The 24,555-nt window shown below is 67.7% G+C and carries 23 protein-coding genes; 15 read left to right on the top strand and 8 right to left on the bottom strand.

What is annotated here, in order from left to right; genetic code table 11:
* Positions 1–31 precede the first annotated feature (31 nt).
* Both ptsN and hpf read right to left on the bottom strand, forming a co-directional pair.
* The gene (gene ptsN, locus HUW53_RS02850; RefSeq protein ID WP_237344226.1) at positions 32–496 is read right to left on the bottom strand and encodes a PTS IIA-like nitrogen regulatory protein PtsN; all 465 of its coding nucleotides are present in this window, start codon (positions 494–496) and stop codon (positions 32–34) included.
* Between the two features lie 73 nt (positions 497–569).
* On the bottom strand, positions 570–1,163 hold the full coding sequence (gene hpf, locus HUW53_RS02855) for a ribosome hibernation-promoting factor, HPF/YfiA family (protein WP_237344227.1): 594 nt from the start codon (positions 1,161–1,163) through the stop codon (positions 570–572).
* Between the two features lie 301 nt (positions 1,164–1,464).
* Between hpf and ribA the strand changes: the two genes are divergently transcribed.
* Both ribA and HUW53_RS02865 read left to right on the top strand, forming a co-directional pair.
* A complete protein-coding gene (ribA, locus tag HUW53_RS02860; RefSeq protein WP_237344228.1) occupies positions 1,465–2,583 on the top strand; it encodes a GTP cyclohydrolase II RibA in 1,119 nt (372 codons plus the stop codon).
* A 206-nt stretch (positions 2,584–2,789) separates the two neighbouring features.
* Positions 2,790–3,548, top strand: coding sequence for an SDR family oxidoreductase (locus HUW53_RS02865; RefSeq protein ID WP_237344229.1), 759 nt, complete (start codon positions 2,790–2,792; stop codon positions 3,546–3,548).
* Positions 3,549–3,561: 13 nt separating this feature from the next.
* Here HUW53_RS02865 and HUW53_RS02870 read toward each other — a convergent pair whose 3' ends face one another.
* The 3 genes from HUW53_RS02870 to pdxR form a co-directional block, all read right to left on the bottom strand.
* The gene (locus HUW53_RS02870) at positions 3,562–5,622 is read right to left on the bottom strand and encodes an ATP-dependent helicase (RefSeq protein ID WP_237344230.1); all 2,061 of its coding nucleotides are present in this window, start codon (positions 5,620–5,622) and stop codon (positions 3,562–3,564) included.
* 99 nt (positions 5,623–5,721) lie between these two features.
* Positions 5,722–6,282, bottom strand: a complete 561-nt coding sequence (locus tag HUW53_RS02875) for a hypothetical protein (RefSeq protein ID WP_237344231.1) — start codon at positions 6,280–6,282, stop codon at positions 5,722–5,724.
* Between the two features lie 97 nt (positions 6,283–6,379).
* Positions 6,380–7,885, bottom strand: a complete 1,506-nt coding sequence (gene pdxR, locus HUW53_RS02880) for a MocR-like pyridoxine biosynthesis transcription factor PdxR (protein ID WP_237344232.1) — start codon at positions 7,883–7,885, stop codon at positions 6,380–6,382.
* A gap of 160 nt (positions 7,886–8,045) precedes the next feature.
* Between pdxR and HUW53_RS02885 the strand changes: the two genes are divergently transcribed.
* From HUW53_RS02885 to HUW53_RS02895, 3 genes are read left to right on the top strand one after another with little or no spacing between them, the layout of a single operon-like run.
* The gene (locus tag HUW53_RS02885; RefSeq protein WP_237344233.1) at positions 8,046–8,738 is read left to right on the top strand and encodes a pyridoxamine 5'-phosphate oxidase family protein; all 693 of its coding nucleotides are present in this window, start codon (positions 8,046–8,048) and stop codon (positions 8,736–8,738) included.
* Between the two features lie 60 nt (positions 8,739–8,798).
* Positions 8,799–8,999, top strand: coding sequence for a hypothetical protein (locus HUW53_RS02890; RefSeq protein ID WP_237344234.1), 201 nt, complete (start codon positions 8,799–8,801; stop codon positions 8,997–8,999).
* Between the two features lie 28 nt (positions 9,000–9,027).
* A complete protein-coding gene (locus HUW53_RS02895) occupies positions 9,028–9,333 on the top strand; it encodes a PadR family transcriptional regulator (RefSeq protein ID WP_237344235.1) in 306 nt (101 codons plus the stop codon).
* Positions 9,334–9,388: 55 nt separating this feature from the next.
* Here HUW53_RS02895 and HUW53_RS02900 read toward each other — a convergent pair whose 3' ends face one another.
* Both HUW53_RS02900 and fdxA read right to left on the bottom strand, forming a co-directional pair.
* Positions 9,389–10,201, bottom strand: coding sequence for a ferredoxin--NADP reductase (locus tag HUW53_RS02900; RefSeq protein ID WP_237344236.1), 813 nt, complete (start codon positions 10,199–10,201; stop codon positions 9,389–9,391).
* Positions 10,202–10,227: 26 nt separating this feature from the next.
* Positions 10,228–10,563 carry a ferredoxin FdxA gene (fdxA, locus tag HUW53_RS02905; RefSeq protein ID WP_237344237.1) on the bottom strand — a complete coding sequence of 112 codons (336 nt, stop codon included), beginning with the start codon at positions 10,561–10,563 and terminating at the stop codon, positions 10,228–10,230.
* Between the two features lie 130 nt (positions 10,564–10,693).
* Here fdxA and HUW53_RS02910 point away from each other — a divergent pair, with 130 nt between their 5' ends.
* The 10 genes from HUW53_RS02910 to HUW53_RS21940 all read left to right on the top strand — a co-directional run bounded on the left by HUW53_RS02910 (position 10,694) and on the right by HUW53_RS21940 (position 22,922).
* The gene (locus tag HUW53_RS02910) at positions 10,694–11,044 is read left to right on the top strand and encodes a gamma-butyrobetaine hydroxylase-like domain-containing protein (protein ID WP_237344238.1); all 351 of its coding nucleotides are present in this window, start codon (positions 10,694–10,696) and stop codon (positions 11,042–11,044) included.
* A 60-nt stretch (positions 11,045–11,104) separates the two neighbouring features.
* On the top strand, positions 11,105–12,844 hold the full coding sequence (locus HUW53_RS02915) for a fumarate reductase/succinate dehydrogenase flavoprotein subunit (protein ID WP_237344239.1): 1,740 nt from the start codon (positions 11,105–11,107) through the stop codon (positions 12,842–12,844).
* A 37-nt stretch (positions 12,845–12,881) separates the two neighbouring features.
* Entirely contained in the window at positions 12,882–13,115 is a 234-nt protein-coding gene (locus tag HUW53_RS02920; protein ID WP_237344240.1) for a 4Fe-4S dicluster domain-containing protein, read from the top strand.
* A gap of 8 nt (positions 13,116–13,123) precedes the next feature.
* Positions 13,124–14,077, top strand: a complete 954-nt coding sequence (locus tag HUW53_RS02925) for a HEAT repeat domain-containing protein (RefSeq protein WP_237344241.1) — start codon at positions 13,124–13,126, stop codon at positions 14,075–14,077.
* A gap of 185 nt (positions 14,078–14,262) precedes the next feature.
* Positions 14,263–15,084, top strand: coding sequence for a GntR family transcriptional regulator (locus tag HUW53_RS02930; protein ID WP_237344242.1), 822 nt, complete (start codon positions 14,263–14,265; stop codon positions 15,082–15,084).
* Between the two features lie 488 nt (positions 15,085–15,572).
* On the top strand, positions 15,573–16,940 hold the full coding sequence (locus tag HUW53_RS02935) for an ABC transporter substrate-binding protein (RefSeq protein ID WP_237344243.1): 1,368 nt from the start codon (positions 15,573–15,575) through the stop codon (positions 16,938–16,940).
* 328 nt (positions 16,941–17,268) lie between these two features.
* Positions 17,269–18,018 carry an ABC transporter permease gene (locus tag HUW53_RS02940; protein ID WP_237344244.1) on the top strand — a complete coding sequence of 250 codons (750 nt, stop codon included), beginning with the start codon at positions 17,269–17,271 and terminating at the stop codon, positions 18,016–18,018.
* Positions 18,019–18,222: 204 nt separating this feature from the next.
* Entirely contained in the window at positions 18,223–19,074 is an 852-nt protein-coding gene (locus tag HUW53_RS02945; RefSeq protein WP_237344245.1) for an ABC transporter ATP-binding protein, read from the top strand.
* A gap of 16 nt (positions 19,075–19,090) precedes the next feature.
* Positions 19,091–19,837: a Crp/Fnr family transcriptional regulator gene (locus tag HUW53_RS02950; protein WP_237344341.1), complete on the top strand. Its 747-nt coding sequence runs from the start codon at positions 19,091–19,093 to the stop codon at positions 19,835–19,837.
* Between the two features lie 196 nt (positions 19,838–20,033).
* A complete protein-coding gene (locus HUW53_RS21940; protein WP_237344246.1) occupies positions 20,034–22,922 on the top strand; it encodes an autotransporter family protein in 2,889 nt (962 codons plus the stop codon).
* 22 nt (positions 22,923–22,944) lie between these two features.
* Here the strand turns inward: HUW53_RS21940 and HUW53_RS02960 are convergent, their stop codons facing one another.
* On the bottom strand, positions 22,945–24,516 hold the full coding sequence (locus tag HUW53_RS02960; RefSeq protein ID WP_237344247.1) for a DHA2 family efflux MFS transporter permease subunit: 1,572 nt from the start codon (positions 24,514–24,516) through the stop codon (positions 22,945–22,947).
* Positions 24,517–24,555 lie beyond the last annotated feature (39 nt).

The following is a 24,555-nucleotide window of genomic DNA, read 5'->3' on the forward strand; positions in this document are numbered from 1 at the left end:
CCAGATGGCGCGCCACTATGATGGCATGCGCCTATGCGGCGTTGGACGCCGATGTCGCCGTCAGAAGATTATACATGAGCGTCGCATCACGGGTGGCGCGCAGCTTTTCCACCACATCGGGGTCGCGCAGCATGCGGGCGACCCGCGCCAGCGCCTTCAGATGGTCGGCGCCCGCGGCTTCTGGGGCCAGCAGCAGGAACACGAGGTCCACCGGCTCGCCGTCCAGTGATTCGAAATCAATGGGCTTTTCCAGCCGCGCGAACAGGCCGCACAGCTTGGCGAGGTTGGGCAGCTTGCCGTGGGGAATGGCGATGCCGTTGCCGACGCCGGTCGAGCCGAGACGCTCCCGTTGCAGGAGCGTCTCGAAGATTTCCCGCTGGTCGCGGTCCACCAATTGGGCGGCGTGCTGAGCCAGCTCCTGGAGAACCTGCTTCTTGCTGCTCGCCCGCAACATCGGCAAGACCGCGTTCGGTGCGAGGAGGTCGGCAAGGGGCATAGATCGGTTCCCTGCAGCGTAAGGCCCGGTAATTCGAGAAGGCGCGGACGCCTAGCTTATACCGGGGCGAGGGTCAATGGACTTCGTCGGCGGACGGATCGATCCACCCGACGTGACCGTCCGATCGACGATATACCACGCTGACGCGTCCATGGCCTCCGTGCCGGAAAACGACCACCGGCGCGCCGGTGATGTCGAGTTCCACAACCGCGTCGGCCACCGACATGGTGCGCAGGCGCGTGACCTGTTCGGCCACCACGGTCGGGCTCCAGGCGTCGAGCTCCTCTTCGGTTTCCGATTCTGGAACGCCGCTGAGAATGTAGCTCTGCGCCGCGGAGCTCTGGTCCGCCACCTCCGCCGCCGACAGGCGATCCTTCAGTCGCGCCTTGCGCTGCTTATAGCGGCGCAGGCGCTTCTCGATCTTTTCCACAGCGGAATCGGCGCAGGCGTTGGCATCCTGTGCGTTGGCCTGGGTCTGGAGGTTCACGCCCGAATCAAGATGCAGCAAGCATTCCGATCGATAGCCGGACCCCTCGCGGGACACGGTGACGTGTCCCGACCATCCTCCGTCGAAATATTTAGCGAGAACTTCGGAGACCCGCTCCGTGAGCCGAGCCCGGAGGGCTTCCCCAACGTCGATGTTCTTTCCCGACACGCGTAGGGCCATGCGATTTGATCCTCTTTGAGCGGGCCTTCTCGAGACGGGCCCGCTCTGTTTTACAAACCGGCCGGCATCACAGGAGTAGGAGTGGTTTGCCGGCGTGTCAACGGAGGGGAAGGCGCCGGTGCCCGGCTGGGGGCTTCCGCGCGTGTCCGCAGTCGGCTCAAGGTTGAGCGCAGCGCCCGGCCGGTGCGCGTGCGGCGCCCTTGCGCGCCGTCGGGATCGTCGCCATTTCTGAAACGGAAACAAGAGCGTGGCCGGGGGCTGGATGGCCGTTGGCGCAGACGGGACGCGCGGGGTGTGCATCGTGTTGGCAGCGGATCATTTTGGTGTGGGCGCGGGCGGGAAGGTCGCCGTCGCCCGTGCCATCGCCGAGTTGCGCGCCGGCCGCCCGGTTCGCCTGTTTGCCACGGCCGAGGCGGATCGCGCGGTGCTGGTCATCGGCGCGGAGGCGTTCGACGGCCGTCTGGCGGAGGCGTTTGCAGCTGTGGGCCGGGGCCTGCGCCTGGTGTTGCCGGGGCCGCGCCTCGACAAGCTCGGACGCCCCTCGGTGGAGCCGGGATGCATCGCCCTGGCGGCGCCCGCCGCGCCGCAGGCCGCCCTGCTGGCGCTTGATGTGGAGGCGGCCTTGCCGCCCACGGTGCCGGTGACGCCGGCCACGGGGCGCGAGCGGGCCGCGCTCGACCTGCTCGGCCTCGCCTTGGTGCTGCCGGCGGCGGTGGTGGCGGATGTGGCGGCGGACGCCGCGCCGGGCCTGCTGACGGCGACGACGGCGGACATCGCCGCCTATCGTAAGGCGCGGGTGGAGACGCTGCATGTGGTGGGCCGCGCGCGGGTGCCGCTGGAGGGTGCGCCGCAGACCGAGTTCGTGGTGTTCCGCGGCGGCGAGGGGCTCCGCGACCAAGTGGCGATCATCGTTGGGCGGCCGGACCTTTCGGGGCCGGTGCCGGTGCGGCTGCATTCCGCCTGTCTCACGGGGGATCTGTTCGGCTCACTGAAATGTGATTGCGGCGATCAATTGCGAGACACGGCCCGCCTCATGGCCGAGGGCGCTGGCGGTATCCTGCTCTATCTGGATCAGGAGGGGCGGGGCAATGGCATCGCCAACAAGATGCGCGCCTATCACCTCCAGTCCGAGGGCTATGACACGTTCGACGCCGACGCCGCGCTCGGATTCGGTCTGGATCAGCGCCGCTTTGATTTCGCCGCCGAGATGCTGCGTCGGCTCGGGGTGCGCACGGTGCGGCTGCTGACCAACAATCCACAGAAGATCGCCGCGCTGGCCGCAGCCGGGCTGGAGGTGGCGGGGGACGAGCGGGTGCTCGGCCGTCCGACGGCGGAAAATGCGGGCTATCTCGCCGCCAAGCGCGACCGGGCGGGACATCTCATCGATCTTGCGGCGCTTGCCGCGCGCGCCGACGACTGAGGCTGTGGCGCTGTCCGGGGTGGGGGGCCGGCGCCGCGCCGAAGCGACGGTCCGGCGATGATGCCGCCGCCCTGGCCACGCACCGGGGGTGAGGCGCGTTTCGGCCCTTGAGCCGGGCGCCGGCTTGTGCCGTTGTGTAAGGGCACGACGCAATACCATCACCGCCCCGGAAAGAATGGGCGGGATCGAGACGGGAGGATCGTCCGATGAGTCCCACGGCCAACAGGAAGGTGGCCATCGTCACCGGTGCCGGCTCCGGCATCGGGCGCGCGGTGGCGGTGGCGCTGGCCGCCGACGGCTATGGCGTCGCCATCGCCGGCCGCCGCGCCGAAGCGCTGGCGGAAACCGCCGATGCCATGGGCTCGCCCCATACCATGGCGGTGCCGACGGATGTGACGGATCCGGCCTCGGTCGCGGCGCTGTTCGCGGCGGTGAAGGACAAGTTCGGCCGGCTCGACCTCCTGTTCAACAATGCCGGCACCGGCGCTCCCGCGGTGCCGCTCGAGGATCTCACCTTCGGCCAGTGGCGGGCGGTGGTGGACACCAATCTCACCGGCCCGTTCCTGTGCACCCAGGCCGCGTTCCGCCTGATGAAGGCGCAGAACCCGCGCGGCGGGCGCATCATCAACAACGGGTCCATTTCGTCGGAAGTGCCGCGCCCGTTCTCCGCGCCCTACACCGCCACCAAGCACGCCATCACCGGCCTCACCCGCTCCACCTCCCTGGATGGTCGGGCCTATGACATCGCCTGCGGCCAGATCGACATCGGCAACGCCGACACCGCCATGGCCGAGCGCATGAAGGCCGGCATCCTCCAGGCCGACGGCGCCATCAAGGTCGAGCCGGTGATGGATGTGGCCCATGTGGCGAGCGCGGTGCTCTACATGGCGCACCTGCCGCTGGACGCCAATGTGCAGTTCATGACGGTGATGGCGACCAAGATGCCCTTCATCGGCCGGGGGTGAGAACCGGACCCGCTCAGCCCCACATGCCGCGCAGGCGCCCGCGCACGTCCACCATGGCCGGGCCGAGGGGGGCGGCGGTTTCCGCTTCCCCCGGCGGCGGCCAGGACCGCGCCTCGAACAGGTTCAGCATTTTTGCGGGGATGAAGCGGGTGCGGCTCGCATAGACGTGGCGGTCGCCGCGGGCGTGCTGGCCGTGCACGAAGAAGCGCTGCGGCACCACAAGGTCGAGATCGTCCTTTGCCCGCGTCATGGCCACATAGAGCAGCCGGCGTTCCTCCTCGATCTCGGCGCTCGATCCGGCGCCGAGATCGGACGGCAGGCAGCCGTCCACCACGTTCAGCACGAACACGGATTTCCATTCCTGCCCCTTGGCGGAATGGATGGTGGACAAAATGAGATAGTCCTCATCCTTCAGCGGCGCGCCGGCCTCCGCCGAGGTGGCGTCGGGCGGGTCCAGGGTCAGTTCGGTGAGAAAGCGGGCGCGGCCGGGATAGGCGGCGGCGATGGCCTCCATTTGCAAGAGGTCCGCCTTGCGCATGTCCGCATCCTCGTGGATGCGCTCCAGGTGCGGTTCGTACCAGCGGCGCACCCGGCTCATCTCCGCCGGCCAGTGGGGATCGGCCGTCCCGAGGCTGTCCATGAGGATCGCGAACGCGGCGAAGTCCGCCCCGGCGCGCGGCGGCGGCGCCATCTCTCCGAGCGCCTTCAGCGGCGCCGGGCTCTCCCCCATGGCGTCGAGCACCTTCTGCGCCGATGCGGAGCCCACCCCCGGCAACAGGTTCAGCAGGCGGAAGCCGGCTACCCTGTCGCGCGGGTTCTGGGCAAAGCGCAGCACCGCCAGCAGGTCCTTCACATGGGCGCTGTCGAGGAATTTCAGCCCGCCGAACTTCACGAACGGGATGTTGCGGCGGGTCAGCTCCACCTCCAGCGGGCCGGAGTGGTGGGCGGCGCGGAACAGGACGGCTTGCTGCTTCAGGAGCGTGCCGGCCTCGCGGTGGGCGAGAACTTCGTCGGCGATGAAGCGGGCCTGTTCCGTCTCGTCCCGCACGCTGACGAGGCGTGGTCGGCGGCCGGACGCGCGTTCCGACCATAAATTCTTGGTGAAGCGCTCCTGCGCCTCGCCGATCACCGCATTGGCGGCGGCGAGGATGGGCTGGGTGGAGCGATAGTTGCGCTCCAAAGTCACCACCTCCGCCGGCGGCGAGAAGGCGCGCGGGAAGTCCAGGATGTTGCGCACGGTGGCGGCACGGAAGGAATAGATGGACTGGGCGTCGTCCCCCACCACGGTCAGGCCCCGCCCGTCCGGCCGCAGGGCGAGCAGGATGGCGGCCTGGAGGCGGTTCGTGTCCTGGTATTCATCAACCATTATATGGTCGAAGCGCGCACCCATGTGGGCGGCGAGGGCCGGCTCGCGCACGGCTTCGGCCCAATAGAGCAGCAGGTCGTCGTAATCGAGCACGTTCTGGCGCTGCTTGGCCTCCACATAGGCGCCGAACAGGGTCTTCAGCTCGGCTGTCCAGGCGGCGCACCAGGGGAAGGCGGTGCGCAGCACCTCGGCGAGGTCGGCCTGCGCATTGAGGGTGCGGGAATAGATGGCAAGGCAGGTGCCCTTGGCGGGAAAGCGGGTCTGCGTCTTGGACAATCCGAGCTCGTGCCGGACCAGGTTCATGAGATCGGCGGAATCTTCCCGGTCGTGGATGGTGAAATCGGGGGTGATGCCCAGTTCGCCCGCATATTCGCGCAAGAGCCGCGCGCCGATGGCGTGGAAGGTGCCGGAGAAGTTCAGCGCCGCGCCCACCGGCCCGGCCTTGGCGCCCAGTACTTGCGTGCAGATGCGCTCCACCCGCCGCGTCAGCTCCTCGGCGGCGCGGCGGGAAAAGGTCATGAGCAGGATGCGGGCGGGGTCGGCGCCGTTCACGATCAGGTGGGCGACCCGGTGGGCGAGGGTGTTGGTCTTGCCCGATCCGGCTCCGGCGATGATGAGCAGCGGGCCGCCACGGTCCCCCTGGAGCATCTCGGCGACGCCGTGGGTGGCGGCACGGCGCTGGTTGTCGTTCAGCGTGTCGAGATGCACTCGGCTGGCTCCCCTCGTCCCGCGCGAATCGGATGATGGGAACAAATATCGAACAGGATGGCGGCGCCGGCAACCGTGCGCCGGCACCGTCCCGGCGGGTCAGTCGGCGTCGCGTTCGTGAATATGGTACCAGGCGAGGGCGAGCACCACCGCGCCCAGCACCAGCGCCACCAGCGCCAGCACCAGCGCCGACCGGTCGAGCCAGGCGACCGCCGGCACGCTGAGCCCCATCACCACGCCGTTGAGGGCCATGCGCCAGGAGGGGGCGTGGACACCGGCGACGAAGGTGCCCAGCGCCAGCAGCAGCAGGACCACGAGATTGGTGGAATCCACATCCGCGATCGCCTGCACCGAGGGCAGGAACACCAGCCGCATGGCGATGAGGAAGGCCGCCCAGTGCAGGGCCTGGGTCCAGATGAGATGCCAGCGTTGCTGCCTGGTGGTGGCCCGCGGCCAGCCCCCGGAGATGGAGACGAGGGCGATCACCACCGCCACCACGTCCCAATAATATTCGAGCGGCCGGCGCATGAGGCTGATGTAGGCGACGCCGCCGATGGTGAGCGCGAGAATGACGAGATGGGGAATTTCGCCGATCCAGAACTCTTTCCAATAGCTGTCCGCCGGGGCGGAGAAGGGATCGCGATCATTCACCGGCGCCATGGGAGGTATCCTTAAAGCTCGCGGGAGCACGGCGTTCGATGCCGCCGCTTTGGCCGCAGTTGTGTCGCGCGCGGGGGCTTCCGGCAAGGGGCTGGCGTCAGTTTCCCGCGCGGCGGGCCTCCAGGGATTGGCCGATGCGCGTGAAGGCCAAGGCCAGTTCGTCGGGGGTCAGGGCGCCGAAGCCGACGAGGAGGGTGCGCGCGAGGGTCGCGCCGGCGCTGCGCACCCCGCATTCGGCCGCCGGATGCAGCCCCACACCCACCGCGCGGGCGGCTGCCGCGACGCTGGAGGCATCCGGGCCGTCATCGGGCAAAACGCAGCAGAGATGGAGCCCGCCATCGGTTGCGGGCACCGCGAGGCGGTCGCCGAAGATGTGGCGCAGTCCAGCCAGGGCGGCGTCGCGGCGGGCGCGATAGGCGGTCCGCAGGCGATTGAGATGGCGCTGATAATGGCCCCCTTCCAGGAAGGCGGCGAGGATCTGCTGGTCAAGCCACGACTGGCCATAGCTCATAAGGCTCTTGGTGGCCTCGGCGGCGGCGGCGAAACGGAGCGGCACCACCATGTAGCCGAGCCGCAGGCCGCTGCCGAGGGTCTTGGAGAAGGAGCCCACGAACAGGGTCCGCTCGCGCCCCTCCCCGGTGGCGAGGGCGGCCGGCGGGGGGCGATCGAACACGATTTCGCCGTCGTAATCGTCCTCCACGATCAGGCTGCCGCAGGCGGCGCAGGCGGCGAGGAGGGCGGTCCGGCGGGCCGGGCTCATGCGGGCGCCGGTGGGAAACTGGCGGGCCGGTGTGACATAGACGAGGCGCGGCCCGAGGCGCTCGACACCGGCCGCATCCAGCCCCTCGGCGTCCACCGGGACCGGGTGGAGCCGGGCGCCGTGGGCCTCGAACACCTGGGCGGCCGCCGCATAGCCGGGGTCCTCCACCACCACCCGGTCGCCGGGAGTGAGGAACAGGCGGGAAATGAGGTTGAGCGCGTCCTGCGCGCCGCTTGTCACCACCACCTGCTCCGGCTGCACGGCGATCCCGCGGTGCACCGCGATGTGCGTGGCGATGGCCCGGCGCAGGCGCGGGTCGCCCCCCACCGGGCCGTAGGCGCTGAGCCCCACGGCGCAGGCGCCCAGCGCCGCGTTGCCGAGCCGGCGCCATTGCGCGGCCGGAAACAGGCGCGGGTCGGGGCGGGCATACCACAGGTCGAATACCGGGCGCGTCGCGTCGCGGGTGATGAGATGGGGGCCGTTCACCGCCGGCGGCGGATCATCCTCAAATTGCAGTGGAGCCGGCAGGGTCGTCGGTGGGGGCCGAGGATCGAGGAGCAGGCGCGCGACGAAGGCGCCGGCGTGGGCGCGCACCTCCACATAGCCTTCGCTCGCCAGCCGCTCGTAAGCCAGGATCACCGTGTTGCGCGACACGCCGAGGGCGCGGGCCGCCTCCCGCGTCGCCGCAAGCCGCGTCCCGGCGGGCAGCGCGCCGGCGACGATGCGGGACTTCAGCGCCTGGTAGATCTGCTCCTGCAGCGTGACCGCGCCGGCCCGGTCGAGCGGCAGCGGCAAGATCGGGAGCGGCAAGGCGGGGAGGGACAAGACGGGGAGCAGAGGCATGGGACGCTTCGGGCGGTGGACATCGGCGATGGGCGCGGGACCCGGCGGCGCGGCCGGTCCTCTGCCGTGGCACCATTCGCGCGCGCGACGGCGGACCTATGCGCGCCGGCACCGGCGGCCGATGGTGCGCCATTCCTGTTCCGAAGGCGAGTTCCTTTCCATGTCCGATGTCCCCGAGTCTGATGCTCCTGAGTCTGATGCGCGCGAATCCGGCGCCCCGAGCGAACGTACCCGCGTCAAGCGCTATCACCGGCTGGCGCACTACGACAGCGCGACCATCCATGCCGTTCTCGACGCCATGCCCGTATGCAATGTGGCCTATGTGCACGAGGGCCGCCCCATCGTCACCCCGACCCTGCAATGGCGCGACGGCGACCGCATCTATTGGCACGGCTCGGCGGCGAGCCGCATGATTCGCGCGGTGGCGGGCCAGGAGGTGTGCGTCACCGTTTCGCTCATCGACGGGCTGGTGCTGGCCCGCTCGGCTTACAATTACAACATCAACCACCGCTCGGTGATGATCTTCGGCAAGGCCGAGGTGGTCACCGACCCGGACCAGAAGAAGGCCCAGCTTCAGCGCTTCGTGGACGGCTTGATCCCCGGCCAGTGGGACCGTCTGCGCCCGGTGAAGGCGCAGGAACTGAAGGCCACGACCGTGCTGTCGCTGCCCATCACCGAAGCCTCTGCCAAGGTGCGCACCGGCCAGCCGGAAGACGAGGCGGAGGATTACGCTTTCCCGGCCTGGGCGGGCGTGGTGCCGGTGCGCCTGGTGGTGGACCCGCCGGTGGCCGACCCCAGGAACCTGCCGGGGGTGGAGATGCCGCCCGAGGTGCGCGCGTTCAAGATCGGCTGAGGGGCGGCGCGTGGGCGGTACTTGCATGTCGCGCCACGCTGGTCCTCTATATCGCTGGATATGACGGTGCGCGGCATGGTGGGGGCGTTCGAGCAGGTGCAGGCTCAATTCCAGAGCCGGAGCGGCAATTGGAGCACGGTGATGTGGGTTGAAAATCTGCCGCAGAACATCACCACCGCGATGCGCACGGTGGCGCGGGTCAATCCCGGCTGCCGGGCGCGGGCGGTGGACGGCCTTTGCCGGGTGTTGGACCTTCTGTAGCCGGGGCGAGAGCGCACGGGAGGCGCGGGTGGAGCATCAGGAGCTTCTGTCCGGGCTCATCCGGCTGCACATCCTGCATCATGCGGTGGAGGGCGAGGTCTACGGTCAGTGGATGATCGAGGAACTCGCCCGGCACGGCTACCGGCTGAGCCCCGGCACCCTTTATCCCATGCTGCACGCCATGGAGCGCAAGGGCTACCTGACCGCGCGGGAGGAGCGCCAGGGGCGTTCCGCCCGCCGGCTCTACAGCGCCACGCCGCTGGGCCGCGAGGCCCTCGCCGTCGCCCGCCGTAAGGTGCGCGAGCTGTTCCGCGAGATGCTGCCGGAAGATTGAGGGACGCGGCGCCCGCGCGTCATCGGCCTCCGCTTCCACCGGCGGCGGGACGGGATTACTCCGCGAACGCGCGCTCGGTGACGAAGGCGCCCGGCGCGGCGTTCGCGCCCTCGGTGAAGCCGGCGGCGAGGAGCAGCCCGCGCGTGTCCTTCAGCATGGCGAGCGAACCGCAGATCATGCCCCGGTCCACGGCCGGGTCGAGCGGCGGCACGCCGAGGTCGGCGCACAGCCTGCCGCTCCCCATGAGATCGGTGATGCGGCCCCGCCGCGCATAATCCTCGCGGGTGACGCTGGCATAGTGGCGCAGCTTGCCCCGCGCGACTTCGCCCACCAGGGGATCGGCCAGGGCCTCCGCGACGATGTCGAAGCCGTATTGCAGCTCGGCCACCGCACGGCAGGTGTGGGTGAGGATGACGTCGTCGAACTTCTCATAGGTTTCCGGGTCGCGGATGAGGCTCGCGAACGGGGCGATGCCGGTGCCGGTGGAGAACATGTAAAGCCGTCGGCCGGGGGTGAGGGCGTCGAGCACCAGCGTGCCGGTGGCCTTCTTGCGCATGAGCAGGCCGTCGCCGGGGCGGATCATCTGCAGGCGGGAGGTGAGCGGGCCATCCGGCACCTTGATGGAGAAGAACTCCAGTTCCTCCGCCCAGGCCGGGCTGGCGATGGAATAGGCGCGGTAGAGCGGCTTGCCGTCCGCCAAGAGGCCGATCATGGCGAATTCGCCGGAGCGGAAGCGGAAGCTCGCGGGCCGCGTGGCGCGGAAGCGGAACAGGCGGTCGGTGTAATGGGTCACGCTGGTGACGGTCTCGATGAAGAGGCCGTCGGGCGCTTGCCGGGCCAGGGCTTCGGCGGATAGGGGCAGGGTCATGGCGGTGTCCTTCGGATCGCGGGCGGTCAGCGGGCCTCGGCGGCCTTGTCGCTGAGCAGGGGCATCTTGTCCGGGCGGCCGTTCCAGTCCTCGGCGTCGCCGAGGGGGTCGATGCGCTCGGCGATCGCCGGCCACACGGCGGCATATTTGCGGTTGATCTCCAGCCAGGGCCGCGCGCCCTCGGCGCTGTCGGCGACGATGGCGTCGGCCGGGCATTCCGGCTCGCACACCCCGCAGTCGATGCACGTCTCAGGATTGATGACGAGCATGTTCTCGCCCTCGTGGAAGCAGTCCACCGGACAGACTTCGACGCAATCGGTGTATTTGCAGCGGATGCAGTTCTCGGTGACGACGAAGGCCATGATCGCGTCCTGACGTGGTGAGGATGGCCCTTCGCTTAGCGCCCAGGGAGGCACGGGGTCTGTCAAGTTGTTGCTATCGGCAGCCCTCGCGCGTGGTGATCTTCTCCCACCCGATGCGGAGAATTGCCCCATGACCCATGTGAACCCCGCCCCTCCGGTGGAGATCCGCTTGTCCGCGGACAAGAGCCGGCTGACCCTGGTGTGGCAGGAGGGCGCCGAGGACGTTCTGCCGGCGTGCGATCTGCGCGCCCGCTCGCCCGCGGCCGGCGAGAAGCGCCTGCGCCTTGCCGGGCTCGACGCGCCCGTGCGCTCCGACCTGACCCTGACCGGTGTCCGCCTGCTCGGCGGCTATGGCCTCAACCTGTCCTTCTCCGACGGCCACGACCGGGGCATCTACCCCTGGGGGCTTTTGAAGGAGATCGGGCAAAGCCTTCAGACCGCAGGAAAAACACCGATCGCGTTCCGCAATGCAATTCCTTGACCGACGCCGGAGCCTGGAACGGTTCAACTGTGCGCCAACTTGGACTTGAAGGAGGCTCGCGTGGACGAGATCACGGCCGGACTTTCGGAAATCGACTGCGATGTGCTGGTCATCGGCGGCGGCACCGCCGGCCCGATGGCCGCCTACAAGGCCAAGATGAAAAATCCAGACGCTAAGGTGGTGCTGCTGGAAAAGGCCAATGTGAAGCGGTCCGGCGCCATTTCCATGGGCATGGACGGGCTGAACAACGCCGTCATTCCCGGCCACTCGACGCCCGAGCAGTATACCAAGGAGATCACCATCGCCAATGACGGCATCGTCGATCAGGCGGCGGTGCTGAAATACGCGGAAAACTGCTTCGAGATGATCCAGGAGCTGGACCGCTTCGGCATCCGCTTCCAGAAGGACGAGAACGGCGACTACGACGTTAAGAAAGTGCACCACATGGGCACGTATGTGCTGCCCATGCCCAATGGCGAGACGGTGAAGAAGGCGCTTTATCGCCAGCTCCGCCGCGCCCGCATCCTCATTTCCAACCGCTACATGGCCACCCGCCTCCTCACCGGTAAGTCGGGGCGCATCGCCGGGGCCATCGCGGTCAACACCCGCACCGCCGAGTTCCTGGTGGTGCGCGCCAAGACCGTCATCATGAGCATGGGGGCCGCCGGGCGCCTCGGCCTGCCCACCTCCGGCTATCTGTTCGGCACCTATGAGAATGCCGCCAATTCCGGCGAAGGCTATGCCATGGCCTATCATGCCGGGGCGAAGCTGGCGAACCTCGAATGCTTTCAGATCAACCCGCTCATCAAGGATTACAATGGCCCGGCCTGCGCCTATGTGGCCGGTCCGTTCGGCGGGTACACGGCCAATGCAAAGGGTGAGCGCTTCATCGAGTGCGATTACTGGTCGGGCCAGATGATGCAGGAGTTCTACAAGGAGCTCCAGTCCGGCAACGGCCCGGTGTTCCTACGCCTCAACCACCTGCGCCAGGAGACGGCCGACCATATCGAGCACATTCTGCACACGGTGGAACGCCCCTCCCGCGGGCGCTTCCATGAGGCGCGCGGCACCCGTTATGCGCAGACCATGATCGAGATGCATATCTCGGAAATCGGCTTCTGCTCGGGCCATTCGGCTTCCGGCGTGTTCGTGGATGAATGCGCCCGGACCACCGTGCCCGGCCTCTATGCCGCCGGCGACATGGCGAGCGTGCCGCACAATTACATGCTGGGCGCCTTCACCAATGGCGCCATCGCCGGCGAGGATGCCATCGACTTCGCGGCGGAGGTGGATTTCGACGCCTACGATCGCGCCGACGTGCTGGCGGAGCAGGAGCGGGTTCTGGCCCCCACCCGGCGCGAAGATGGCATTCCGCCGAACCAGATCGAGTATAAGGTGCGCCGCCTCGTTAATGATTACTTGCAGCCGCCGAAGGTGAGCAAGAAATACGAGCTGGCGCAGCAGCGCTTTGCGGAAGCCCGCGAGGATATGGAACAGGTCATGGTGGCCCGCGACGCCCACGAACTGATGCGCGCCCTGGAGGTGTCGTCCATCCTCGACTGCGCCGACATGGCGGCCTGCGCCTCGCTCTACCGCGCCGAAAGCCGCTGGGGCCTCTACCATTGGCGCACCGACTATCCCGAGCGCAACGACGACGAATGGAAGTGTCATGTGCTCCTGGGCAAGCAGGACGATGGCACGATGGGGTGCGAGAAGCGCGCGGTCCAGCCCTATATCGTCCCGATCTCCGACGACGAGAAGGACGCCTATTACAAGCAGCGCATCACGGCCGAGGCGTGATTGGACGCAAAACTGAAGTCATCGAAGGAACTGCCCCATGCCTTTGGCCAATACGTCCACCTCCGTTCCGGTCGTCGTTGATGAAGACAAGTGCATTGCCGACAAGGGCTGCACCGTATGCGTCGATGTGTGCCCGCTCGACGTGCTGCGCATCTCCGAACTGACCGGGAAAGCCTATATGAAGTTCGACGAGTGCTGGTACTGCATGCCGTGCGAGGCGGATTGCCCGACCGGCGCCGTCACCGTCAACATCCCCTATCTGTTGAAGTGAGGCCTGCCATGACCTTCGAGCCGTTCGAGGCGTTCTGCGACCTCGATGACCTTGCCGAAAAGCTGCGTGACGCCGATCCGGGCGTGCGTCGGGTGGCGGTGATGGATCTGGCCGACACCGCCGAGCCGGGGGCGGTGGCGCTCATCGGCTCCGCGCTCCACGACGGTGTGCCCGAAGTGCGCCTTCAGGCGGCGATCGCGCTCGGGGAGTTCGACGGGCGCGACTGCGCGCAGATGCTGGTGGTGGGCCTCGTGGATGCCGACCATCGGGTCGCTCGCGCCGCCGCCGACAGCCTCGCCGAGCTGAAGGACCCGGCGGCGGCCGATCCCATCTTTCCGCTCATCGCCCATGCCGCGCCGGCGGTGCGGGCCGGCGCCCTGCGCGGCATCAAGGAATTGCGGCGGCCGGATGCGCTGCCGCTGGCGCTGCGTGCGCTCGATGATGCCGATCCACAGGTGCGGGTGGAGGCGCTGGGCGTCGTCGGCTACCTGAAGGTGGAGGAGACGCTGCCGGCGCTCATCGCCGCCTCCCGCGATGCCCATGCCGAGGTGCGGCGCACGGCGGTGGGCGCGCTCGGCTTCTCGCGTTCCGCCCACGCCGCTGAAGCGCTGATCCGCGCGCTTTCGGACAGCGACTGGTCGGTGCGCGCGGCGGCGGCTGAGATTCTGGGCAAGGGCCGCTTCGCCCGCGCCGTCGCCCCGCTCATGGCCGCGTTCGAGGATCCCGAATGGCAGGTGCAGGTGAAGATCATGCGGAGCCTCGGCCAGCTCAAGGCGGCGGAGGCGGTGCCTCTCATCGGCCGGTCGCTGGAGGCTGAGATCTCCAATCTGCGCAAGGAGGCCGCCGCCGCCTTGGGCGAGATCGCGGTGCCGGCATGCCGCCCGTATCTGGAAGGCTTTGTCGATGATCCCGATCCCGACGTGCGAAAGAACGTGCGTTGGGCCCTCGGTCGGATAGAATAGCCAAACGCCCGAGGTCCGGCGCCTTCGCCATGATATGGCGGGAACGGCTTCTGCGTCTGCGGCGCGCCCGCGCCCCGCCGGATGGAGGCGCGCGCGGTGCCGCAAGGCGGCCGGCTTGGCGCCGCGTGTGACGGCCCCACGGGGCGAGGATCGGGAGACCCGCCATACCGCCCTCCGGACCGAAAATGCCCCCATCTGAACCGGTCTCGGAACGCCGCGGCGCGGCCGCGCAGACCTGCGCGGAAGAGCGTAAGGGCTTCGGGGTCCGCGGGCGGGCCGATGCGGCCAAGGCGCCGCGGGTGCCCAAGTATCTTGAGTTGAAGGAGTGGCTGCTGCGCGGCGTGTTGGAGGGGCGGTTTTGCGCCGGCAGCGCCTTGCCCAGCGAGAACGAGCTCGCCCAGACCTTCCAGGTGAGCCGCATCACCGTGCGTCAGGCGCTGGACCTCCTGCGCGCGACCGGGCTTGTCACCTCCCATCAGGGCAAGGGCTATTTCGTTCGCGGCATCAGCGCGTTGCAGGATCTCGGCCGGCTCCAGGGCTTCGGCGAGATGATGGAGCCGCTGGGCATCGCCACCCGCTCCGAGGTGTTGAGCGCGGCCATGGTGGAGGCCCCCGCCCAGGTGGCGCGCGCGCTCAATGTCAAGCGCGGCGAAGAGGTGGTGAAGATCGAACGCCTCAGGATCGCCGCCGGCGTCACCATGTCGGTCGATCTCAGTTATTTTCCCCTTGATGTGGGCCGCCCGCTGCTCGCGCTCGACCTCCAGCGGGTGGACGTGTTCAAGCTGATCGAGACCGATCTCAAGATCGAAATCGGCTTCGCCGACATCACCATGAGCGTGGTAGAGGCGGATGTGGAGCTGTGCGCGGACCTGCCGCTGAAGCCCGGCGCCCCGGTGATCCATATCGAGCGGCTGACCCACGCCATGGATGGGCGGCCGATCGATTTCGAGAACCTCTACGCCCCCGCCGGAAGCCATCGCTTCAAGGCCCGCATCCCGCGCTGGTGAGCAAGGCTCGGTTGCGTGTGCGCGCCTATAATACACTAAATTTATAGATATAATTGACAATTGGCCAGCGGCAGGACATGGTCGGGCGACGGTTGCGGGCGACCTCCCGCGCAGCGCTCGGCGCGTGACCCGGTGCCGGCCTTGCCTTTGGCCCGCAAACGCGTCTGCGACTGGCGCGCGGACCGCGGCGAAAACGCCGCCGCGGACCTGGAGCGATCCTGGGCGAGCGGCGGAGGGACCCAGGGAACTTGTATTATCGGGGCGGGGATCGCTCTGCCCACGCGGACACCAACTGCGCCATGCTTGAGCAACGGGCAGCGATGAATTCGCGGACAAAGCCGCGCCGTCACCGGGGCGCATATCTCCATTTTCCGTTGTTTTCTGGACGTTTTCCAACTCCAGCATCGGCATGCAAGGGGGCTCTGGCACGGCAGTTGCGGCCCTCAACGGGCGTTTTAGGACAAGTGGCAGCTTTCGAGGGATCAGACATGCGACATCATTCGATGCCCTTTCATACGATGCTCCTGGGCGTCGCCCTTTCGGCGCTCATGGGCGCCCCCGGCCGCGCCGAGACGATCGAGATCGGCATCGGCCACCAGAGCACCGTGACCAATACCGTTCCCGGCGGCATCATCCTGGAGAAGCTGGGCCTTCTGGAAAAGCACCTGCCCCACGACGGCAAGTACAAGGATGCCGACTACAAGGTGGTGTTTCAGGACTACACGTCCGGCCCGCCCATCACCAACCAGATGCTGGCCGGCAAGCTCGCCTTCGGCGTCATGGGCGATTACCCGCTGATCGTGAATGGCGCCAAGTTCCAGGCCGGCGGCAATGCGGAAACCCGCTTCATCGCCGTCACCGGCTACAATCTGAAGGGCACCGGCAACGGCATCGTGGTGCCGGTGAAGTCGGATGTCTTCTCCCTGGAGCAGCTCAAGGGCAAGATCATCTCGACGCCGGTGGGCAGCGCGGCATGGGGCATGACCCTGAAGGCGCTGCGCGACGCCAAGATGTTCGACGAGGTGAAGATCCAGAACCAGTCGCCGCCGGTGGGCGTCGCCGCCATCGCCCAGGACAAGATCGACGCCCACGCCGATTTCTGCCCCTGGTCGGAGGTGATGGAGTTCCGCGGCACCGGCCGCAAGATCTTCGACGGCAGCGAGGCCGACATTCCCACCTTCCACGGCACGGTGGTGCTCAAGGACTTCGCCGAAAAGTATCCGGAACTGGTCCAGGCCTATATCGAAGCGACCATGGAAGCTCAGGACTGGATCGCCAAGAATCCGGTGGAGGCCGCCATCAAGGTTTCCGAATGGACCGGCATCGAAAAGGAGGTGCTTTACCTCTATTTCAGTCCCGGCGGCATTTCCACCTTCGAGGCCTCGATCAAGCCCGAGTGGGTGAAGGCGCTGAAATATGATCACGCCTTGCTCGCCAAGGAGACCAATCTTTCACCGCTGGACTTCGACCGCTGGGTGGACCCCGCCTTCGTGAAGGCGGCGTTCAAGGCCCGTGGCAAAGATTATGACGCTGCGGTGCGGCAGGTGGTCGTCTCCAAGCCGGGCGCGCCAGGCCTCAAGCCCGCCGAGATCTGGATCGATGGCGCCGGCATCACGGCGTTCGACAGCATCAAGGCGATGACAGACGCGGCCAAGGCCGCGAAGGGGGCCGGCAAGCCGGTTCTCGCCACCTATGTCTACGACCATGCGAGCGGGCTCAAGCTGTTCGGCAACGTGGCCTTCTTCGTGGAGGCCAGGGACGGCGCGCTCACCGCCTTCATGAAGAAGGGCGAGGCCGAGGCGTTCGCCAAGAGCTCCGGCGGCAAGGTGGTGGGCTGGGACGCCATCGCCTCGTGACGGACGGCGTGGCGCGGGTTTGCTGCGCCGCGCTCCCGGCTGGCCCGCGCGGCCCGCACCTCCCATTTCAGGATCTCGTTTCAGGACTCATCGTTCCATGCAAGACGCATTGAAACACAAGGTGGCTTACGCCGGCCCGGCGTCGGTTTCCGTCGAGCCCGCTTCCGCCGCCACTCCGCCCGCCGCTCCGTCGCCCCCGCGCGCACACCCTGGGGCACGCGAAGAGACGCGCGAAACCCGCGCGGGCGGGCGGCCTCCCGGTATCGGCGCCGCGCGCACCGGGCTGAATGCTGTCACCGCCTGGTTCCAGGCGAAGGCGTACGGCCTTGTGGTGGGCACCATCGGCCTCGCCCTCGGCCTCGGCCTGTGGCAGGTGCTGAGCGTCAACAAGGTGAACGCCTTCATCAATTTCTCGAACGTGCCACGGCCCGGCCTGGTGTTCGAGGCGTTCGTAAAGCAGGCGTTCAACCCGGTCTTCTATGTGCATATCGAGGTGTCGGTGCTGCGCATCGCCGCCGGCTTTCTCACCGCGGCGGTGATTGGCATCGCGCTGGGCACGCTGATGGGGCGCTCGAAGTTCGGCGCGGCGCTGTTCGCGCCTTACATCGAGATCATGCGGCCGATCCCGGCGGTGGCCTGGATTCCCCTCGCCATTCTCATGTGGCCCACCGATGAAGCCTCGATCGCCTTCATCACCTTTCTCGGCGCCTTGTTCCCCATTGTCATCAACACCATGCAGGGGGTGGAGCAGACCCCGGCGGTGCTGGTGCGGGCGGCGAAGTCGCTGGGCGCCTCGCCGTTGCAGATCTTCTGGAACGTGATCCTGCCGGCGGCGCTGCCGAGCATCGTCACCGGCCTTGCGGTGGGCATGGGGGTGAGCTGGTTCTCGCTGCTCGCGGGCGAGATCATCTCCGGCCAGTACGGCATCGGTTACTTCACCTGGAACGCCTATTCGCTGGTCGATTACCCGGACATCATCGTCGGCATGCTGGTGACCGGAGCGCTGGGCACCCTTTCTACGGCTCTGGTGCGCCTTGCCGCGCATCCGTTCCTGAAGTGGCAGCGCCGCGCGCGCTAGAGCAATTTCAGCAAAAGTGTGCAGCGGTTTCGCGTCTGAAATTGCGATAAAATAAGTAGATAGAGCTTTCAAGCGAAGTGGAGTCCAGTTCGCGTGAAGAACATGCGTCAATGCAATACATGAGAGCGGATGACGTGAGCCCGTGCCAACGGAACACGCTCTGATCGAACCGAGCCAGAAGCAACAGCATTCGGAGCCAGGACCATGGAACACGTCGTGTCCCTCACCGATCGGCTCGCCAGCATCGGCGGCCGACGCTCCAGCGCGGGGCGTGGGCATATCCGCGTGGACGGCGTGGCCATCACCTTCGGCAGCGGGCGCAAGGCGCACCATGCGGTGATGGAGACCAGCCTTGATATCAAGCCCGGCGAATTTGTATGTATCCTCGGCCCATCGGGCTGCGGCAAGTCCACCTTGCTGTCCTCCATCGCCGGCTATGTGCGCCCCTCCAGCGGCGAGGTGATCGTGGACAATGTGCCGGTGCGCGGGCCAGGACCCGAGCGCGGCATGGTCTTTCAGCAGTATTCGCTGTTTCCCTGGAAGACCATCCGCGAGAACATCGTGTTCGGCCCCAAGGTGGCCGGGCGGCCCAAGGCGGAGCTGGAGGCCATCGGCGCGACCTTCCTGGAGATGGTGGGTCTCGCCAAGTTCGCGCAGTCCTACCCGGCCGAATTGTCGGGCGGCATGCAGCAGCGGGTGGGTATCGCGCGGGCGCTCGCCAATTCGCCCAGCGTGCTCCTGATGGACGAGCCGTTCGGCGCCCTCGACGCCCAGACCCGGCTGATGATGCAGGAAAGCCTGCTGGAGATCTGGAGCGCCTTCGGCATCACCGTGGTGTTCGTGACCCACGACGTGGACGAGGCCATCTTCCTCGCCGACCGCATTGTCATCATGAGCGCGAGCCCAGGCTCCGTGATCGCCGACCTCAAGGTGACGCTGCCCCGGCCCCGCAGCCAGGACATGGCCACCACCGATGCCTTCATGGAGCTGAAGCGCGCCTGCCATGAGCGGATCCGCGCCGAGAGCCTGAAGGCTTTCGCCCAGCAGAGCCAGTGAGGGCGTGGTGAGCGATATGGACCGCCGCATCGGCGCCCTCCGGCGGCACGCGGCGACCGGCTCCGCGGTGTTCCTGAGCGAGGAGCCCACGGACCTCAATGCCGGGGCGGATTTCCTCCAGCGCCTCAGGCCGGAGGAGATCGCCGAGCTGCGCGCGGCCGGCGCGCCGCGCGCCATCGCCGCCGGCGCGAGCCTGTTCCGCCAGGGCGACACCCACGCCGGCATCTGGCTCATCGAGCGCGGCACCGTGCGCACCTTCTATGTGAGCCCGACCGGACGCGAGATCACCCTCGCCTTGTGGACGCCGGGGCATTTCGTGGGCGGGCCGGAAGTGTTCGGCGGCGGCAGCCATGTGTGGTCCGCCGACGTGCACGACGATGCCGAGGTGCTCTATCTCACCGGCGCCAGGATCCGGATGCTGGCGGAAACCATGCCGCGCTTCGCCATCTGCCTGATCGAGGGGCTGGTGGCCAAGGGCAAGTGCTACTCCGCCCTGGTGCAGATGCTCGGCACCCGCTCGGTGACGGAGCGGCTGGCGCAATTGCTCATCATCTTCGCCGACACCTCGGGCCGGCGCGAGGGCAACCGCCTCGTCATCGAGCGCAAGCTCACCCACGACCAGCTCGCCGCCATCGTCGGCGCCACCCGCCAATGGGTGACCATGACCCTCGACAAGTTCCAGAAGCGGGGCCTCATCTCGGTGAGCCGGCAATGCCTCGTGGTGGAAAATTACGACCTCTTGTCCGCTGAAGTGCGGGTTTGACGCCACACCGCCGGCGAACGTTTCGCCCGGTGGTCGCGGGTCTTGAGGTGGTGGCGCGCCGATGTCATCATCTTTCTGCGCGAATGGGGTGGTATCGGGGGCGGACATGCCGGGGCGGGGAACGGGTGTGAAGGGCGGGGGCAATGCGTGTATCGGGTGGTATCAAAAAACCATCCGACGCCGGCGTTCCGGCGCGGTGGGGGGCGTCCGTGTCCTTGCGATCGGGGTGCGCGCCGGGGCGCTGCCCGCCGTTCTGGCGCTGACGCTCGCGCCGCTCGGCGCGCTGGCGCAGGAGAGCGCGACCATTCCGCTGCATCTCAATGGCGACGGCAGCGGCTTCAGCAACATGGTGGTGGTGTCGGTCGCCGGCGGCAAGAACAGCTCGGTGTTGCTGGATACGGGCTCGACCGGCCTCTACATTCGCGAGAAGGATGTGGGCGCGAGCGCGGTGCCGCTCACGGACGACGACGGCAAGAAGATCAAGTTCAAATACGGCTATTCGAGCGGCAACGAGGTGCGCGGCTACTATGCCACCGCTACCGTGGCGTTTCCCGAGGCGAGCACCGTCCTGTCCACCGACGACATCGTGGTGGGCGTGGTGACCAAGCTCACCTGCAAGTCGTCGAAGCCTGATTGCCCCGGCTGGCAGACCGGCCAGAAAGGCGTGATGGGGGTCGCCTATTCGGCCGAGCCCTACGGTATTTTCAATCCGCTGGCGCAGTTGTCGGGCAATTACGGCAACGGATTCATGGTGCTCTCCAACGATCTCGCGGATTCGAGCCTGTCACCGCACCTCGTGGTGGGGCTCACGGCAAAGAACACGGCGGGCTTCGTCTGGGCCTCCTTCACGGCCGACGACAAGGGCACCCAGCCGGCCGGTCTCAAGGCCTGGAACACCAAGAGCATCTATACCTGCTTCACCGTCAACAAGGGCTCGCCGGGCTGCTACAAGACCATATTCGATACCGGCGCCTCGGCCGGATCGTTCGAGACGGGGGATTCCGGCGACAAGAAGGGCCGGGTGGATACGGGCTCCCAGGTCACCACCACCGTGCCGGGATTGATCGAATTCTCCACCAGCGCCGGCAAGGACGAAAACGAGAACCTTTATTACTACGATCCGGCTCACGGCTCGGTGGCCGGCTATAATTCCGGCGCCGGGGTCTTCCGCTATTATGTGGTGGCCTATGATGCGGTGAGCGGGAAGATCGGCTTCGCCCCGCTGCAGAATGTGCTGCTCGGCACCATCCATGCCTCGTCCGACGCCGACCTCGGGGTGGACGACGGCTCGGTGCTGCTGATGGGCAAGCTGGTGATCGAGGATGCCTTGTCCTCGGACCGCGCCATCGCCCTGGGTACCGGGGCCAAGCTGCATGTGAAGGCGGACGCGACCTTGTCCGGCACCCTGTCCGGCAGCGTCGACACCACCGTGAAGATCGCCACGGGAAAGAGCCTCACCCTGTCCGGCGTCAGCACCTATGATGGGGCCATGACCGTTTCGGGCCGCGGCACGCTCATCGTGGATGGCAGCCTGGCGGCAAGCCTCCTGCTCGATCGCTCCACCCTGGCCGGCAGCGGTATCGTCGGCGACGTGGCGGTGGCGCAGGGCGCCACCATCGCGCCCGGCCATTCCGTCGGCACCCTGACCGTGAACGGCGGCGCGGTGTTCGGCGCGGGCTCGACCTACAAGGTGGAACTCGGTTCCGGCGACAAGAGCGATCTCATGTCCGTGCTCGGCAGCGCCATGCTGGCCGGCGGCGAGGTGGTGGTGAGCCTCACCGACGGCGCCACCCCGGTCCTCGGCCTGAGCTACACCATCCTGACCGCCGGCTCCGGCGTCACCGGGGCCTTTTCGTCGGTCTCGGCGAAGGACTTCGGGGTGCTCGACGCGGCCTTTCCGTTCCTGGCGCCGGAACTGGTCACGGGATCGGACGCGGTGACCCTCCAGATGGTGCGTTCCGACGTGCGCTTCACCGCCGCCGCCCGCACCGCCAACGAGGCCGCCGTCGCCCGTTCAGCGGACGCGATGGCGGTCGACACTGGGGTGCTCTCCGCCCTCGCCAGCCTGAACGCCGCCACCGCGCCGGCCGCCTTCGACGCCTTGTCCGGCGAGATCTACGCCTCGGCGCAGACGGTGATGCAGCAGCAGTCGATCTTTCTGCGCGATGCCGTGGGCGCGCGCTTGCGCCAGTCCGCGGGTGATGCGACGGCCGGCGCGGGGCCGCTGTTCGGTCCCTCCGCCGCACCGCTGTCGGATAAGCTGACGCCGGCGGTCTGGGCCCAGGGCTTCGGCGGCTGGGGGCGGTTGTCGGCGGACGGCAATGCCACTTCGGTCAATGATTCCATCGGCGGCATGCTGTTCGGCCTCGATGCTGAGATCGCCGGATGGCGCGTCGGCGCGGTGGGCGGCATCAGCCAGTCGTCATTCTCCGCCTCCGCGCGCGGTTCCTCCGGAACCATGGACAATTACGACATCGGCCTCTACGCGGGCACCCAGGCGGGGCCGCTCGGCTTCACCTTCGGTGCCGCCTATGGCTGGCACGATGTGAGCGCGGACCGCACCATCGCGTTTCCGGGATACTGGGGCACCGCCTCGGGCGACTACAGCGCCGGCACGGCCCAGGTCTTCGGCGAGGTGAGCGCGGCGCTCCCGGTGGCGGCGGTGCAGTTCGAGCCGTTCGCCGGCCTCGCCTATGTGCATGTGGAGGGGGTGTCGTTCGGCGAGACTGGAACGGCGGTGGCGCTGGCGGTCGACACGGGGGCGCAGGACGTGGGTTATTCCACCCTCGGTCTGCGTGGCGCGGTGCCGACCGTGCTGTTCGGCCAAGCGCTTACGGTCAGCGCCGCGCTGGGCTGGCAGCACGCGTTCGGCGACACCACCCCGTTCGCGGACGTGATTCTGGCCGGCAGCACGCTGCCGGCCTCGATCGCCGGCGTGCCGGTGGCGCGTGACACCGCCCTGGTCGGCGCGGGGCTGCGCTATGCGGTGGCGCCGGGGGCGGAGTTCGCCCTGAAATACGCCGGCCAGATCGCCACCGGCAACACCGAGAACGCCGTGACCGGGCAATTGCGCTGGCAGTTCTGACCGTGGCGGGAGGCGGTGGGGGTCAGTGCCCGCCGCTTCCCGAGCCGGGCTTCGGACGTCGCATCAGGGGGGTGGCGAGGATGAGGAGCGCAAACAGCACGGTCAGCAAGGCGAACACGTCGGCGAAGGCCATCACCAGCGCCTCCTGACGCACCATGAGCGCCAATTGCTTCAGCGCCGCGTCGGCGGCGTCCGAGCCGAGCCCCGCGAAGGTGGCCGTGAGCCCCTCGATGCGCTCGATGGCGGTCGCCGAGCCCCATTGCACGCTCTCATGCAGGCGCGCGAGGTGCAGGTCCCAGCGATTGTTCAGGACGGTGTTGATGAGCGCGAGCCCGACCGCGCCGCCGAGGTTGCGGGTGAGGTTGAACAGGCCGGAGGCATTCTTGAGCTGATCGGACGGGAGCGTGCCCAGCGAGATGTTGTTGATGGGGATCATGGCCATCATCAGCGCGGTGCCGCGCAGGATCTGCGGAATGACCAGCTCCCAGAAGTCCCAGTCCTTGGTGATGAAGGTGATCCACCAGGTGCCCAGGGCGAAGCCGGCGAAGGCGGCGCCCATCATGATCCGCGGATCGAGTCGCGTCATCAGCCGCCCGGCGATGGGGGCGGTGAGGAACATGGCGATACCGGTCACGAACATGGTCTCGCCGATCTGGAGCGCGGAATAGCCCCGCACCCGGCCGAGGAAGATGGGATAAAGATAGGTGAGCCCGTAAAGGCCGATGCCCAGCACGAAGCTGAAGGCCGAGCCGATGGCGAAGTTGCGGTTCACGAAGGCGCGGACGTCCACCACCGGATGGGAGGCCAGGAGAACGCGCGCGAAAAAGGCCACCGACGACGCGGCGCACACGATGGCGAAGGCGAGGATGGCGCCATCCTCGAACCAATCCTTGGTGGGCCCTTCCTCCAGCACATATTCGAGGCTGCCCAGGAAGCCGGCCATGAACAGGAGGCCCCACCAGTCGAACCGCTCCAGCAGGGCGAAGTCGGGCTCGTCGAAATCCACCAGCGTCACCGTGGCGACAATGACGAAGATGCCGGGCACCACATTCACCAGGAACAGCCAGTGCCAGGAGAACAGGTCGGTCAGATAGCCGCCCACGGTGGGGCCGATGGTGGGCGCAAGCGTCGCCACCAGGCCGATCATGGGGGCGACGATGGGCTGCTTCTCGCGCGGGAAGACCGAATAAGCCGCCGCGAACACGGTGGGGATCATGCCGCCGCCCAGGAAGCCCTGAAGCGCGCGATAGACGATCATCTGTTCGATGGAGGTGGCGGTGGCGCATAGAAAGCTCATCACCGTGAAGCCGGCGGCCGAGGCGGCGAACAGCCAGCGGGTGGACAGCGCCCGCGACAGGAAGCCCGACAGCGGGATCATCACCACCTCGGCGATGAGATAGCTCGTCTGCACCCACGAGATTTCATCGGAGGAGGCGGCAAGCCCGGCCTGGATCTCCGCCAGCGAGGCCGAGACGATCTGGATGTCCAGGATCGCCATGAACATGCCGAACACCATGGCGAGGAAGGCGAACATGCGCCTTGCCTCCAGGCCGGACCGGGCCCCCTGTGCGGGATGGGTGGTGGCGATGGACATCCGCTTTGCTTTCTGGCCTGGGGCAGGATCCGACGGTGG

The sequence above is a fragment of the Xanthobacter agilis genome (assembly GCF_021730435.1).
Lineage (GTDB): Bacteria > Pseudomonadota > Alphaproteobacteria > Rhizobiales > Xanthobacteraceae > Xanthobacter > Xanthobacter agilis.